Here is a 14631-nt window from a genome sequence, read left to right on the forward strand (position 1 = left end):
TTATCCTCCTATAAGTCACTTCTCGCACTCAGCGCTTGGTGAACTTTTATAAAACTGTTCTTCATTTGTATTAACTTTTCATTCATCATCGAATGTTCAAAAGTAACTTTATTATGTTTGTCCGTATTGATACTGATCTGGCCACCTGATAAAGTGATAAATCCAGCTTCTTCAAAAAAGTGGATGGCGATCAGATCCAGAATCGCGGTCTGTGACGAAATTAGAAGCGTCTTCAGATCCACCACCCTGTCAATCTTTATCCTCTGATAAAGCGCAGCAAAATGAGCCCTGTCAAAATAAAGATCATCCACCTTGCTAGCGATGACAAAGTGGTCAAGCGATCGACTCAGCGTTTCAGCAACCTCATTCGGACTATTTAGTACCGGAACATCAAAATTGACACTGCCGAACTGAGCTTCAAGAGGCATTAGATCAATCGCACACGTAGTTAGCTTGAGTGCTTCAAACAGATCCAACCCAAGGTCATGATAGGCGTATGCAAGTTCCAGCAGTCCCTCATAACTATGCACATTGAGCTTTGATTTATTTGCGACAAACCCTTCAACGACATCAGAATCTCGTGCTATCCACTTCATACCCTCGAAGTCGTCGATAAAACCATGAGATGCTTGGCTTTTCATTCTATCGAACAGGATCATCAGGTAAAGCACATACCATGTTTTATTGAATAGGCTCACTTCGGGTTCATATTGCCTGATGTCTTTCAACAAAAGCTGAATCGATTCAACTCCGTTAAAGCTGTTCAATTCGAGCTGAAAGGCAAGATCCACTCTTGAATTCCGTTTAGGGACCAAGCGGTCTCCATATTTAAACTGCAGAGCCTCAAGTAGTCGATAATTCTCATTGATCGCCAATTTTAGATGAGATGCGTCCTTACCAATCATTTTTGCGTTTTCGACCTTCAAGTGGTCATACCTGAACACCGGTCTTGGATTACCTAGCCCGTATGGTTCAAGCAGATCCAGGTCGCTAAGTAGATCATGATTGATTTCTCTAGAATGAAGCCGCTTGTCAAGCTTAAGCTTTTGAACGAGCAAGTCTGCCGTCAGATGCTTCTGGTTAAAGGTCTTTAGTCCTTCCAGGAGGGCCGGTAGGTTCTCACGCATAAGCGAAAGTCCTGCAGCCTGCTCATGACCGCCGAACTTTGACAGCCACTGTTTTTGACTAAGTAGCGCATCGAATATCGAATATCCCTCGATACTTCGGGCACTACCTTTATATCCGTCCTCTTTTTCAACCAGTACGATAGACGGCCTGTAAAACTTCTCTGTAAGCCTTGATGCGACAATGCCGACGACACCTTCATGCCATCCCTTTCCCCAAACAACGATAATGCCGCTTGACGAATGAATGGACTCGGATGCGATCTTATCAAGTGCCTCTTTTACAATCTTTCGTTCGGTCTCTTGTCTCTCCTGGTTTAGCTCATCTAACCTTTTGGCAGTCACACGCGCTCTAGCGGCATCCTCAGTGAGTAAGAGATCAACACCTTCTGCAGCATCTTCAAGTCTACCGACAGCATTGATCCTAGGACCGATCATGAATCCCACGTGACCTGCAGTGACCGGTTTATTCTTGATACCCGATACTTCTATCAGGGCATGTACACCTTCAAGGTTCGCCTGTCTGATTGCCTGCAAACCGAATTTTGCGATGATTCTGTTCTCACCGTTTAAGGGCGCAAGATCTGCGATCGTTCCAATCGCCGAAAGTGAAAACAGTTCATTCTCAACTTCTATAAACCGTTCACCCAAAATCGCCTGCGCAAGTTTTAAAGCGATGCCCGCGCCAGCCAGCATGTCAAATGGATACTCGCTTGTCGGGAGCTTAGGATTACAAAGCGCAAAAGCATCAGGAAGCGTCTCCTGACACTCATGGTGATCTGTAATGATCAGATCCACATGATTTTCCTTAGCTAGCGCTGCCTGTTCGACGGATGTTATACCGCAATCGACTGTTATGATCACATTCGTATTCTGCCTAGCAAGTTCAAGAATAGCATCACTGTTTAGTCCGTAACCCTCAGATAGTCTCTTTGGAATGTAATAGCCCACATTCGCATTTAACACAGTTAGCGCTCGCATCAGAATCGATGTGCTGGTTATCCCGTCGACATCATAATCCCCATAGATGACGATACGTTCTCCACTTGAAACAGCCTCCTTTACCCTTTCGACAATTTTCCTCATGTCGGGTAGTAAAAAAGGATCATGCATCTTATCCAAGGTAGGTGACATAAACTCATCAATATCCGATGGGGTTTTAAAGCCCCTGTTCCTTAGAACAGAGGCTATTGGTCGTTGGTCCTCATAGATTGCCGATTCACCTGCAGCGCTGATTATCCAACGTTTAGGTTTCATTTATGATTCCTTTGACTGTTCAGCCAACTTACCCTCAACCGACTTGTTCGTCGCATCGACGTTCAAAGACGAATCAACAGGCACTTCATCAGCTGATTTTTCTATAACACTGAATTTTTCTGCGGTTTCAAGTTTCTTATTTAAAACTTTCACCTGTTTTTTTAGTGAAAATACCTGTACGAAACTTAGTCCGTACATGCATATCGCACCGATTGCTGCAGAAATGAGAATAACGACGGCTTGCGAAAGTTGAAAGCTTGCAAAAAACAAATTGATGCTAACCATAGCTGAGTTCATGACTGCAAAGATTGCAATAAAAACCGCGAAAATTAATGTGACTACAAATGATTTTTGCATGACTTCCTCCTAAGCTTTTGCTCGTTTTTTTGTTAGGTTCTTTAGTAGTACCCATACAGGGCTAGCGATAAAGATTGACGAATACGTTCCTGCGGCTACACCGGCAAGTAAAGGGAATGCAAGCTCCTTGATCGATTCTACGCCTAAGAAGTAAAGTGCGCCGATAACCAATAAGGTTGTCAACGATGTGTTGATCGAACGGACTACCGTTTGATTCAAACTATCGTCAGCAATTCTAAAGTAGTTTGTCGTCTTCGCATACTTCACGTTATCTCTGATCCTATCGAATACAACGATCGTATCATTGATAGAGTAACCCACCACGGTGAGTACTGCAGCGATAAAGGCTGAATTTACAGGCACTCTGAATATCGCGTAAATGGAAAGAAGAATAAGGACGTCGTGAATCAGTGCGATGATCGCAGCGACGCCAAACTTCCACTCGAATCTAAAGGTAATGTATAAAAGCATACCGACACTTGCTAGAATAATCGCATAGACTGCGCGTTTTTTTATTTCGTCACCGATGGACGGACCGAACTGTTTTGATTCACGGGGTGTATCGTCTGTGATATCAAATTCTGACTTCAATTTTGAAAAGACTTCCATTCGTTGATCATTATTAAGCGAAACCGACGTCTTGATCATCGCCTCGTTGCTTTCTGTACCTATTGCGATGACATCCGGGCTAAGATTGAACTCTTTGATAGAATCCTTAACCTCGTCAAGATCAATCGACTGGTTGAACTCCACTTGAATCATCGTACCGCCACTAAAGTCAATGCCTAGATTGAATCCTGCAATTAGTGCCATTACAAGACCAAGAACAATGATCAGCCCTGATACGCTGAAGAAGATTTTATAATGCTTAGTAAATTTCATCATTTGCTCCCCTTTATGCGCCGTATAATTTAGTGTTTGTTAAGAATTTTGAATGAGAAAACTGATGAAGAATAGTTTTCGTGATGATGATTGCTGTGAACATACTCGTAACAATACCAAGCATAAGCGTTACAGCAAATCCTTTTATCGCACCCTCACCAAAATTAAACAATACTACTGCGGCAATAAGAGTTGTAATGTTCGAATCCGTAATCGTTCTGAGCGCTTTAGAGAAACCATGCCCAAGTGATGCCTTAAGGGTCTTTCCTTCTTTTAGCTCTTCTTTGATTCTCTCAAAGATAATGACATTCGCATCTACAGCCATACCTAAGGATAATACGATACCCGCAACACCAGGTAGTGTCAATGTCGCATGTAGCGAAACCATAAGCATCATGATGATCGCACCATATAGTACAAGCGAAAAGCTTGCAACTAGCCCCGGTAACCTATAATAACCGACCATAAACAAAATGACCAAAGTAAAACCAACCGCTGCGGCTTTTAAACTTGAATCAAGCGCATCACGACCAAGTGTAGGTCCGATTGCTGATGTCTGAAGCTCCTCAAGCTCTGCTGGAAGCGCTCCACCTCTGATAAGTAGTGCAAGTTCTTGCGCTTCTTGTGCTGTGAAGTTCCCTGTAATTTGAGCGTTACCATCCGCTATAACCACACCTACTGATGGTGCGGATATGATCTTGCCATCAAGGATGATCGCGATCTGTCCGTTGCTTCTGTCAGGTAAACCATTGGTAAAACCAATCGATTCAGAAGTTGCGACTCTAAACATGTCCGCACCCTCACTGTTAAGGCTAAGGCTTACAGCCGGATTGTTATACTGGTCCGCTGATAATTTTGCATTTTTTACATATTCACCGTTAAAGATCAAATCCATCTTTTCAGGGTCATATAGTTCACCGGCCTTTACACCGACGCCGTTTTTAACTTGTGCGAACTGAAGTTGTGCAGTCGTTCCGATTAGTTTTAATGCTTCTTGCGCATTCGCAACTCCAGGAAGCTCAATTCTTATTCTGTCCAGGCCTTCGATATAGATATTCGGTTCTGTCAGGCCCAGGGCGTTGATTCTTTGTGATAGAACCAGTTTGGTCTGTTCCATCAGAACTTTAAGGTCATCGCCTGTCTCCTCAGTAACTACTTCATAAACCACTACCACGCCGCCTTCAATATCAAGGCCAAGCTTTAATTGTGATACCAGAGGTTCCACCTGCATTGAGCCTAGGTTGAAACCAAATGCCACCCATGTGGTCATTACCACCATGGATAACAAAATTAGTATAAGTACCGCTCTTTGTTTAAAAGTCATAAGTCACCTACTCGTTCGTCTTGTATGATTTGGACAATGCTACGTATTTTTCCGCCGAATGCTCAAGCGATGTGATCTCTTCTTCTGTAAGTTCTCTGACTACCTTACCTGGCGATCCTACAACTAGACTGCCAGCAGGTATTCTCTTACCTGGTGGGATAAGCGTTCCCGCTCCAATGATGACATTTTTCTCTACATGAGCGCCATCCAATACTATCGCACCCATTCCGACTAGGACATTGTCTTCGATCGTACAAGCATGTACGATCGCCCCATGTCCAATGGTGACTCCCTCACCAATCACACACGGATATTTGTCGGCTACATGGATAACAACATTATCCTGTACATTGGTTCTACTGCCTATGCTGATATCGTTGACATCCCCGCGTATCACCACACCGTACCATACATTCACATCATCCCCTAAGGTCACCTTACCGACAACGCTCGCGCTTGTAGCGACAAACGCAGATGGTGGTACGATCGGTCGATGCGCCAAGTAGTTCGTTATCACTGCTTAGACCCCCTTGTAACTGTCTCTGCCTGCAAATAAATCGCATTCTCTATTCTTTTCTTTTCCATTTCACAACCTATTTCATAAGGCTTGAATAATGAATCATTAAAATTATAGGCATTGGCATGGCAACCACCACTACAGTAGTATTTTGCCCAACATGCCTTACAAGCTTCTTTGTTCTCAACATGAGCCTCGTGGAAGTCGCTCGTCATTGAGTTATCAAAACTTTTTTCTGTGATATTGCCCAGCTTGAAATCTTCATTTCCAACAAACTGATGACAAGGGTAGATATCGCCCTCAGGTGTAATCGCCAAGTACTCTGACCCGGCACCGCAGCCTGAAACCCTTTTGATCAGACAAGGACCTTGACTGAAGTCGATTGTGAAGTGGAAGAATCTGAATGCATTCTCTGTACCAAGCTTACTGACCATATCTTCCGCTAAACGGTCATAGGACTCAAACACCTGCACTAGATCCTGCTCTCTGATTGTAAACGGATCATTCGGGTCGCCTACTACAGGTTCCACAGAAGTCTCTGTGAATCCAAGATCAGCAAGATGGATCACATCTTTATCGAATTCCAAATTATGACGCGTAAACGTCCCTCTTACGTAATATGACTTTCCGCCTCTTCCATCAATCAGCTTTTTAAACTTTGGAACGATGATATCATAGGTTCCCTTACCGTTGACGGTCGGGCGCATCTTGTCGTTCGTTTCCTTTTTACCATCGATGCTAAGCACGACATTATGGAAGTTCTCGTTGATGTATTCGATTTTCTCATCGTCTAAAAGCGTACCGTTCGTCGTTAACGTGAAACGGATGACTTTATTATATTCTTTTTCAAGTTCACGACCATAAGTGACAAGCTGCTTGCATACTTCCCAGTTCATGAGCGGTTCTCCGCCGAACAAATCGACTTCTAGCTGACGTCTGCTACCAGATCTTTCCACCAAGAACTTAAGTGCGTTCTTACCGATCTCAAGTGGCATTAAAAGTCTTTCACCCTCAAAATTCCCTTGGGCTGCAAAGCAGTATTCACATCTGATATTGCAGTCGTGCGCGACATGCAGGCATAAGGCTTTCACAACCGGCTCACGGTGCAGGAACTTTTCTGAAGACACATACGTGTTTTCAGTAAACAGCATGTTTTCGCTTTTTAGTGTATCTATTTCGCCGAGCGCGTCTTCAATAAGACTTGTCTCGTATTTACCGCTAAATTCTTTAATGATGTCTTCTTTAGAATGTTTGCCATATCCAGGCAACAAATCGTAAACGAGCTCATCAACACTATGAACAGCGCCGCTGTTTACATCCAGCACAAAAAACCATCCATTTTTCTTAAATTGATGAATCATAATTTTCTCCTAACTTATGTGTCTTACCAAGGGGGTCGAATTCGCTAATCTATGAAACAAAGAAAAAGCAGCGTTAGCTGCTTTGTTATCTTTCACATTCTTGGTTAGCAACAGTACATGACGTTTTACATGCAGACTGGCATGAAGTCTGACATTCGCCACATCCGATTTTGCTTAAGTCTTCTTTTAAGTTCCCAGATGTTAATGTTTGAATATGTTTCATGTCGTTTCCTCCCTTAGTATATGTAAACCGCTTATTGCGGCTACAGGCTATTTGTTAGTCGTACCAATCGCCCATTTTTTAACAACAATAATTTCAGAATTGTGTCCTACTGTCAAATGAAGGTCATCTTCTTTCACTACTGCGATCTTACCTACGATACCGCCGATTGTAACAACTTCGTCACCCACTGCAAGTGCGTCTCTCATTGTCTTAAGTTCGTTCTGTCTCTTCTTTTGTGGTCTGATCATAAAATACCAAAGTCCACCAATCATTGCTAGATAAAGTAATATTGTCGTGTAGCCCATGTAAGCCCCCTTAAAATTTTAGTTTTCCTATACTATTCTACTAAAAAAACTCAATAAATACTACGATTCGTAACCATATTTTTTGAAAAACTCATTTTTAAAATCAAGTAGACGGTCATCCATGATGGCTTGTCTGATCTCGCTCATTAAGTTGATTAAGAAATGTAGGTTGTGGATCGTGAATAGTCTCGCACTTAATATCTCATTTTCTTTGTAAAGATGTCTCAAATACGCTTTCGTATAGTTCTTACAAGTATAGCACTCACACTCCGCATCAAGCGTTGTGAAATCTCTCTGGTACTTGGCCTGCTTGATCGATACAGGACCGACAGAGGTCATCGCAGTACCCATTCTCGCAGTTCGTGTAGGAAGCACGCAGTCGAACATGTCAATCCCTCTGATCGCGCCTTCAAATAAAGCGTCAGGACTACCTACACCCATCAGATACCTAGCTTTGTCTTCCGGTAAGAGCGGTGCTGTATAGTCGAGCACTTCATACATCAGGTCTTTTGGTTCTCCAACGCTCAGACCGCCAATAGCATAGCCCGGGAAGTCAAGCGCTACAAGCTCCCTAACACTTTGCTCACGTAGGTCCTTATACATACCACCTTGAACAATACCGAACAATGCCTGGTTCTCAGTATTGGTATGGGCGTCCTTGCAACGCTTGGCCCATCTTGTAGTACGTTCAAGTGACTTTTTAACATAATCGTGTTCTGCAGGATACGGTGCGCATTCGTCAAAAGCCATCATGATATCCGATCCGAGCGCAGTTTGAATCTCGACAGCCTTTTCAGGTGAGATAAAGTGCTTCGACCCGTCAATATGGGATCTGAACTCCACGCCCTCTTCCTTTATTTTTCTTAAACTTCCCAGACTGAACACCTGAAATCCGCCACTGTCTGTCAAGATCGGCTTATTCCAGTTCATAAACTTATGTAGTCCGCCTGCCTCTTTGATAAGGTCGTGTCCAGGTCTCATGTATAGATGATAGGTATTGCTTAGTATGATCTGAGCGCCTAAGCCCTCTACTTCTTCCGGTGTCATCGCCTTCACGGTCGCTTTTGTACCAACAGGCATAAAAATCGGTGTATCAATCACTCCATGCGGAGTGGTAAGCCTACCCAGCCTTGCACCGGATTGCTTACAGGTTTTAATCAATTCATATTTAACAGCCATTTTCTCTCCTTACTCAATAAACATCGCATCGCCGAAACTAAAGAATCGGTAGTTCATAGCTACAGCAACCTGATATGCTTTCATGATTTCTTCTTTGTCATAAAGCGCACTTATAAGCATCAATAGCGTTGATTCAGGCAAATGAAAATTTGTGATCAGCGCATCGACAATTTTAAATTCATAGCCGGGATAGATAAAAATATCAGTCCATCCGCTACAAGGAGCAACTTCTCCATGATTCGAACCGATAGTCTCGAGTGTTCTTGTACTTGTCGTTCCAACAGCTACGATTCTATTTCCTGTCATTTTCGCTTCTTTTATGATTTGAGCGTTTGGCTCATCAAGTTCATACCATTCGGCATGCATCTGATGGTCATTGACATCGTCCACCTTAACAGGTCTGAACGTTCCAAGACCGACATGAAGCGTCACATATGCTAGTTTGACGCCCTTTTCTTCAATCGCCTTCATCAATTCGTCGGTGAAATGCAGTCCGGCTGTCGGTGCGGCGGCAGATCCTGAATGCTTATTGTAAACAGTCTGATATCTTTCGCTGTCCTCTAGCTTTTCTGTAATGTAAGGTGGAAGCGGCATCGTGCCGAGTTCATCTAACACAGCCTCGAATACTCCTTCGTATTCAAACTTGATGATTCTAGTGCCCTCTTCTCCGAGTCCTATGATCTCACCTCTTAGGCGATCATCACCAAAGACGAACTTTGCTCCTACTTTGGCTTTTCGACCCGGCTTAACAAGACATTCCCACTCATCGGTTCCTGTTCTTGTCAAAAGTAAGAACTCGACTGTCGCACCTGTATCCTTTTGACCGAATAACCTTGCTGGTAGAACCCTTGTATTATTAAGTACCAGACAATCACCCTTGTTTAAGTGATCTAGAATATCTTTAAAAACCTTATGCTCTATCGTATGGTTTTTTCTATTTAAGACCATCAGTTTAGATGAACTGCGATTTTCAAGTGGCGTTTGCGCTATTTGCTCATCAGGTAAATCAAAATAAAAATCACTGGTTTTCACAGTATCACCTTTCTACTTACTTAAATATAACAACATCCGTATAGTAATGGTGCAGGATATCTTCATAAAGGAGCCCGTTTTCGGCCATTGCCTTCGCTCCCCACTGACTCATACCCAGTCCGTGACCATAGCCTTTTCCAATAAAACTATAATCCTTACCGCCTGTCGCTATGGTTTCAAATGTGCTTCCGTTGTAAACCGAAGCTTTCTCGTTTATTGTTTTACGTTCTAAAGAAGCAGCCATCACCACCATGCCGTCAAGGCTTTTGGAATGCATGCCCTCTGAAGACAGCACTGTTATCTTATCACCTTTTGAAACATTAAACAACATCGATTTGATGGTGGTATATCCAAAAATCTGTCTCGCCTTTTCTTTTTCAAGCAGTACCGTATCCGTAGTTCCAGCAATTTCTAAAAGAGTGGTCCTACCCGATGTGGCTGTGCCGCGTGAGGTGATACCTGTAATTTTACCGACGTTCAGACCCGATTTTGATAGAACGCTCGCAATTTCCGATTCTGTGAAGCTTGCAACCCAAAAATCATTGGGCTGGCCTATGGAATAAGGATCATATACGGCTTTGATATAAGGAAGCGCTGACATATATACGTTTTCGCTATTTTCTGTGTAACCGCCGCTGTTGGAATGATAGAAGGCGGTGATCGGTTTATTGTTATAGGTGATAATCTGATCTTTTGTCGCCACAACAGCTTCGTTGGAAAGGTTTCCTTCTACCGAATATCCACCGTACACTTGACAATGAACAGTGTCGCATACATCATATCCGCCTGCCGCATGCCTTCCCTGCTGTGTCTCAACATAGGTTCTCGCAGCCACAGCCTGGGCCTTTAAGGCCTCTAAAGGCCAACTGGGCGACATTTCTTTTGGTAGAACACCAAATAGATAACTGCTCCGCTTCACTTGATTGATAATCGTCAATGTCTTATCCGAGTTAAGGTGCACACTGACTCCACCACGATAGCGCACTCCGTTTATGCTTAAGTCTCCATCGACAGTCGGTAATACTACCGATTCATCAGACTTCAAATCGATGATGTGCAGCTCATTCTGATACAGTCCGATCACACCGGTATCCAGCTTGACTGTATAACTAGCACCTGCATCCATAGACATCAGGGTCTCCGAAGCTCCTACGCTTGTCTTGATAAAGTGCGCGCCTTCAAAAACAAGACTGAAGGAGGAGTAAGTCTCCTTTTTCTGAATCAGTCCGACCTTAATGTAATCTTCGTCGCTCGCTCCGTATGCCACTCCTGACAGGACGATGACAATAAGTAATATGAATATCATACTTCGTTTCATCGCTTATTCCTCCAGTATGTCCAGGGCGAGCTGATTCTGTTCCTTCCATGACAATCCAATATGTTCGTAACCCCTTCTGAGCATCACACGACCTCTTGGTGTACGTGCGATAAATCCGATCTGCATCAGATACGGTTCATAGACATCTTCAATGGTCTCACGTTCCTCACCGGTACTTGCGGCAAGTGTGTCGACTCCCACAGGACCCCCGTCGAATTTCTCGACAATCGCATGCAATAACTTTCGGTCGACAAAATCAAGCCCCAAGGGATCGATCTCGAGCATGTTGAGCGCAGCCTTTGAGATGTCCATATCGATGATGCCGTCGCCCTTGACCATGCTGTAGTCTCTAACCCTTTTCAGCAGTCTGTTCACAATCCTAGGTGTTCCCCTGCTTCTTCTTGCTATCTCATAACTTGCATCTTCATCAATATGGACTCCTAGTATGTCTGAAGACCGCTTGACGATTTTTGCCAGTTCCTCATCTTCGTATAATTCTAACTTGCAGATCACACCAAATCTGTCTCTTAAGGGAGACGTAAGCTGCCCAGCCCTAGTGGTAGCACCGATTAAGGTGAACCTAGGAAGATCAATCCGTACACTTCTTGCCGCGGGGCCCTTTCCTATGATGATGTCAAGGCAAAAGTCCTCCATCGCAGGATAAAGCACCTCTTCAATCACTCGATTAAGTCGATGTATCTCATCGATAAACAGTACATCATTCGGTTGAAGATTAGATAGAATTGCGGCAAGGTCACCCGGACGTTCAATCGCAGGCCCCGAAGTGATCTTCACATTGACACCCATCTCGTTGGCTATAATCGTAGAAAGAGTGGTTTTACCCAGACCTGGAGGTCCGTATAAGAGCACGTGGTCCAAGGACTCGTCTCGCATCTTTGCAGCATCGATGAATATATTCAGTTTCTCTTTTGTTTTTTCCTGACCGATGTAATCCGATAGGAGCTGAGGTCTGAGTGTCACCTCGGCTTCTTGATCTTGAATGGATAAATCGGGAGTCACTATACGCTTGAATTCCATAAATGCCTCTAATTTCTGTTATGTGTCAGCGCATACTTGATCGCGTCTTCCACGCTCAATGTCGCTAGATCAACGCCACTTAACATGCTGTTGATTTCATCTTTTTTGAATCCTAGCCCTAAAAGAGCAAGCATGACATCTTCAGATGAGGATACCATCACACCTTCGCTGAAACTTCCTGCGGACTTCAAATCCGCACCGTATGTCTTTTTGAGCTTATCTCTCAGCTCGACGATCACTCGTTGCGATGTCTTTTTACCGAGCCCTGGCAGACCGGTAAGCATCTTTTCATTTGCAGTGATAATCCATTCCATGATTCTCGCATACGATTCATTCGACAGCATTCCCATAGCGACTCTTTTACCTATGCCGCTCACACTGATCAGATGTTCAAAGAAGATAAGCTCGTTTTCATCTGTGAATCCGCATAAGGAATGCTCGTCCTCTTTGATCATCAGCTTTGTGTATAGCTTTGAAACCTCACCTAGCTTGACATGCGTTATCGAAGTGGTTGTCGCCGACAGGTAATAGCCGATACCGCCTACATCGAGCACGATATGGTCCAATCCCTTTTCTACGACTTCGCCTTTAATATATCTATACATAAACACCTCTACTATTGTCATTTTCCTTCAACTATCTTTATAATACCACAAACATACATTCGATTCCACGAAAAAACTCCTTAAGCAAAGAGCAGGACACTGCCTACTCATTGCTTAAGGAGTCATGGGAAAACTATTCTATCAGATATCCACGATTTCAATTTTTTCGTTATCCATAAAATACTTTGTTTTAGTCAGTAGTTTAGAAAAAATCTCGTCTTTGGTTTCTCCGTCAAATGGGAATGTGACGAATACATTGTATAACCGATAATTGGCGAGTGCCTTATTGGTCAGCTTAAGATTCGAAAACACTCTTATGAACTTCTCATCCACAAGCGATCTGTTTTCTTCACTACACATCGGAAGCACACCGATAAAACTCTGGCTGCCATATGCTACAAACAAGTCCTGTTCAAAAGTCGCATCTTCCAGTCGCGGTAGCAAGTATTCCGATATCCGCTGATACTCCCTCTCGTTGGATGAACTCGTTTCTTTGGTGTTTTTATGAAAGATGGAGAACAATAAAGACACTTGATAATTGGCTTTTTTTGCAACTATCAGTTCACGGGTAAGATACTGATGTAGATCGATATTCTTATCTGCTTCACGTGTCTCAGTCATCCTATTTTTAGATTTTGTAACGTGTTCCTTGATTCTGCTACTTAAAAAATCATCCTCAAAGGGTTTTAGGATATAGTCCGCAGCACCCATTTGAATCCCTTTGACAAACGATGCCCGTTTGTTTTCAGATGTTAAGATCACAATAGGAATACCATGAAGCATGTCAGAAATCGATTTGACAAGTGCGAATCCGTCTTCACCGGGAATCATTATGTCCATAATGATAAGATCCACAGTCTCAGGAGCGCTAAGACTTGCAAGGAGCTGCTGCGTGGTCGTCACTTCTACAGTAGTGCAATCCATTTTAGCGACCAATTCCTTTATTCGGTTTCTAATATAGAATGTCGTATCATAGACAAGAATATTGCACATAAAGCCTCCTTCAGACTCAGAGCTACTTCATCAGTTTTCCTTCATCGTTTAGCTTTAGTTTCAGCTGGTATCTATGGTTAATCTCATCGTGAACAGCAAAATCCTTGTTTTTTCTGGCAAAAGAGATTATCTCCAATAGCAGTTCGCGTTTTCCTTCAATATGCTTTTTCAGGTAACTCATTTCTTTTTCACTGACAAGGGCAACCCATTCCTTGTTCTTTTTCGTAATGGTCATAAATTCCAAACTGTGCCAGTCGCAAACCAATTGATTGGAAAAAATATCCTTTTTCCATAAACCCTTCTCATCAACCTTATACTCGGTTGTCATCACGCTGATGAAATCCTTCAATAACAAAAGTGCCACAAGCGCCAGTCCTATCTTATAGATATTTCCTGTTACCAGTACTGCAAATGCAACAAATACTCCGCAGCTTACTCCTGCTACCACTTTCCCTTTAAGATCATACGTATACATACTATCCCCTTTTACTATTCTGTCGGTACATTTCTAAAATACGATACCTCATCGCCGTCAATTGCTATCACATCCAACCTATACGAATCAGGCAGATGGCATGCATGTTTTTTTATATAAGCCCATGCGGCTTTTTTTATCTTTTTGATTTTTGCCGGGGTCACATATTCATACGCTCTTCCAAAATCGCTTTTCTCACGATACTTCACTTCAACGAATACCAGACAGTCCTCGTCGATACAGATGAGATCCACTTCGCCGAACTTCGTTTGAAAATTACGTTCAAGTACTTTATACCCCATAGTTTGAAGAAATAGCAAGGCTTCCTCTTCTTTTTCCGTTCCGATTTTTCGGCTCATTTTTTAAACCTCGCATCCATCTTACTGATAAACACAAGCACCTCTGCAACCACGTTATATAGGTCCTCGGGAATCATCTGCCCGACTTCAAGGTGTTGCAGCTGTTTTGACAATCGTTCATCCTGATAAACAGGTGTATCGTTCTCCTGTCCTATCTCAATGATCTTGTCGGCGATATGCCCCCTGCCTTTAGCTAAAAGCTTTGGCGCCTGGTCGCTGTCCCGATTGTATCCTAAGGCTGCTGCAACCCGTTCCTTCTTATCCACCGAAACACCTCCTTGT

17 protein-coding genes are annotated in these 14631 nt (G+C 43.1%); all 17 read right to left on the bottom strand.

The features are described 5' to 3' along the window. Positions 1-8: 8 nt before the first annotated feature. Positions 9-2381 (bottom strand): single-stranded-DNA-specific exonuclease RecJ, encoded by a 2373-nt coding sequence (gene recJ, locus DWB64_RS11425; protein WP_129488375.1) that lies wholly within the window; start codon positions 2379-2381, stop codon positions 9-11. Then, positions 2382-2738 (bottom strand): lipopolysaccharide assembly LapA domain-containing protein, encoded by a 357-nt coding sequence (locus tag DWB64_RS11430; protein WP_129488376.1) that lies wholly within the window; start codon positions 2736-2738, stop codon positions 2382-2384. A gap of 9 nt (positions 2739-2747) precedes the next feature. Next, positions 2748-3623, bottom strand: coding sequence for a protein translocase subunit SecF (secF, locus tag DWB64_RS19460; RefSeq protein ID WP_243118975.1), 876 nt, complete (start codon positions 3621-3623; stop codon positions 2748-2750). 10 nt (positions 3624-3633) lie between these two features. Continuing rightward, a complete protein-coding gene (gene secD / locus DWB64_RS19465) occupies positions 3634-4944 on the bottom strand; it encodes a protein translocase subunit SecD (RefSeq protein ID WP_243118976.1) in 1311 nt (436 codons plus the stop codon). A 7-nt stretch (positions 4945-4951) separates the two neighbouring features. Next, positions 4952-5461: a gamma carbonic anhydrase family protein gene (locus DWB64_RS11440; protein WP_129488377.1), complete on the bottom strand. Its 510-nt coding sequence runs from the start codon at positions 5459-5461 to the stop codon at positions 4952-4954. Beyond that, positions 5458-6822: a thioether cross-link-forming SCIFF peptide maturase gene (gene scfB, locus DWB64_RS11445; RefSeq protein ID WP_129488378.1), complete on the bottom strand. Its 1365-nt coding sequence runs from the start codon at positions 6820-6822 to the stop codon at positions 5458-5460. Before scfB ends, DWB64_RS11440 begins: the two co-directional genes overlap by 4 nt. Positions 6823-6907: 85 nt before the next feature. Beyond that, positions 6908-7045, bottom strand: a complete 138-nt coding sequence (gene scfA / locus DWB64_RS11450; RefSeq protein WP_129488379.1) for a six-cysteine ranthipeptide SCIFF — start codon at positions 7043-7045, stop codon at positions 6908-6910. 47 nt (positions 7046-7092) lie between these two features. Beyond that, positions 7093-7350, bottom strand: a complete 258-nt coding sequence (gene yajC / locus DWB64_RS11455; protein ID WP_129488380.1) for a preprotein translocase subunit YajC — start codon at positions 7348-7350, stop codon at positions 7093-7095. Between the two features lie 60 nt (positions 7351-7410). Then, the gene (gene tgt, locus DWB64_RS11460) at positions 7411-8529 is read right to left on the bottom strand and encodes a tRNA guanosine(34) transglycosylase Tgt (protein ID WP_129488381.1); all 1119 of its coding nucleotides are present in this window, start codon (positions 8527-8529) and stop codon (positions 7411-7413) included. 9 nt (positions 8530-8538) lie between these two features. After that, positions 8539-9561: a tRNA preQ1(34) S-adenosylmethionine ribosyltransferase-isomerase QueA gene (gene queA, locus DWB64_RS11465; RefSeq protein ID WP_129488382.1), complete on the bottom strand. Its 1023-nt coding sequence runs from the start codon at positions 9559-9561 to the stop codon at positions 8539-8541. Positions 9562-9577: 16 nt separating this feature from the next. Continuing rightward, a complete protein-coding gene (locus DWB64_RS11470; RefSeq protein ID WP_129488383.1) occupies positions 9578-10879 on the bottom strand; it encodes a SpoIID/LytB domain-containing protein in 1302 nt (433 codons plus the stop codon). 3 nt (positions 10880-10882) lie between these two features. Then, a complete protein-coding gene (gene ruvB, locus DWB64_RS11475; protein ID WP_129488384.1) occupies positions 10883-11917 on the bottom strand; it encodes a Holliday junction branch migration DNA helicase RuvB in 1035 nt (344 codons plus the stop codon). 8 nt (positions 11918-11925) lie between these two features. Further along, the gene (ruvA, locus tag DWB64_RS11480; protein ID WP_164980377.1) at positions 11926-12522 is read right to left on the bottom strand and encodes a Holliday junction branch migration protein RuvA; all 597 of its coding nucleotides are present in this window, start codon (positions 12520-12522) and stop codon (positions 11926-11928) included. A 141-nt stretch (positions 12523-12663) separates the two neighbouring features. After that, positions 12664-13515 carry a response regulator transcription factor gene (locus tag DWB64_RS11485; RefSeq protein WP_129488386.1) on the bottom strand — a complete coding sequence of 284 codons (852 nt, stop codon included), beginning with the start codon at positions 13513-13515 and terminating at the stop codon, positions 12664-12666. A 22-nt stretch (positions 13516-13537) separates the two neighbouring features. Further along, positions 13538-13990: a hypothetical protein gene (locus tag DWB64_RS11490; RefSeq protein ID WP_129488387.1), complete on the bottom strand. Its 453-nt coding sequence runs from the start codon at positions 13988-13990 to the stop codon at positions 13538-13540. A gap of 14 nt (positions 13991-14004) precedes the next feature. Beyond that, positions 14005-14349 (bottom strand): YraN family protein, encoded by a 345-nt coding sequence (locus tag DWB64_RS11495; RefSeq protein WP_129488388.1) that lies wholly within the window; start codon positions 14347-14349, stop codon positions 14005-14007. Then, on the bottom strand, positions 14346-14615 hold the full coding sequence (locus DWB64_RS11500) for an EscU/YscU/HrcU family type III secretion system export apparatus switch protein (protein ID WP_129488389.1): 270 nt from the start codon (positions 14613-14615) through the stop codon (positions 14346-14348). Before DWB64_RS11500 ends, DWB64_RS11495 begins: the two co-directional genes overlap by 4 nt. Positions 14616-14631 lie beyond the last annotated feature (16 nt).

It is taken from the genome of Fusibacter sp. A1 (genome assembly GCF_004125825.1).
Taxonomy (GTDB): Bacteria; Bacillota; Clostridia; order Peptostreptococcales; family Acidaminobacteraceae; genus QQWI01.

Coding starts and splice junctions, on each gene's coding strand:
- recJ (WP_129488375.1), bottom strand. CDS start 2,381: ATGAAACCTAAACGTTGGATAATCAGCGCTGCAGGTGAATCGGCAATC.
- DWB64_RS11430 (WP_129488376.1), bottom strand. CDS start 2,738: ATGCAAAAATCATTTGTAGTCACATTAATTTTCGCGGTTTTTATTGCA.
- secF (WP_243118975.1), bottom strand. CDS start 3,623: ATGATGAAATTTACTAAGCATTATAAAATCTTCTTCAGCGTATCAGGG.
- secD (WP_243118976.1), bottom strand. CDS start 4,944: ATGACTTTTAAACAAAGAGCGGTACTTATACTAATTTTGTTATCCATG.
- scfB (WP_129488378.1), bottom strand. CDS start 6,822: ATGATTCATCAATTTAAGAAAAATGGATGGTTTTTTGTGCTGGATGTA.
- scfA (WP_129488379.1), bottom strand. CDS start 7,045: ATGAAACATATTCAAACATTAACATCTGGGAACTTAAAAGAAGACTTA.
- yajC (WP_129488380.1), bottom strand. CDS start 7,350: ATGGGCTACACGACAATATTACTTTATCTAGCAATGATTGGTGGACTT.
- tgt (WP_129488381.1), bottom strand. CDS start 8,529: ATGGCTGTTAAATATGAATTGATTAAAACCTGTAAGCAATCCGGTGCA.
- DWB64_RS11470 (WP_129488383.1), bottom strand. CDS start 10,879: ATGAAACGAAGTATGATATTCATATTACTTATTGTCATCGTCCTGTCA.
- ruvB (WP_129488384.1), bottom strand. CDS start 11,917: ATGGAATTCAAGCGTATAGTGACTCCCGATTTATCCATTCAAGATCAA.
- ruvA (WP_164980377.1), bottom strand. CDS start 12,522: ATGTATAGATATATTAAAGGCGAAGTCGTAGAAAAGGGATTGGACCAT.
- DWB64_RS11485 (WP_129488386.1), bottom strand. CDS start 13,515: ATGTGCAATATTCTTGTCTATGATACGACATTCTATATTAGAAACCGA.
- DWB64_RS11490 (WP_129488387.1), bottom strand. CDS start 13,990: ATGTATACGTATGATCTTAAAGGGAAAGTGGTAGCAGGAGTAAGCTGC.
- DWB64_RS11495 (WP_129488388.1), bottom strand. CDS start 14,349: ATGAGCCGAAAAATCGGAACGGAAAAAGAAGAGGAAGCCTTGCTATTT.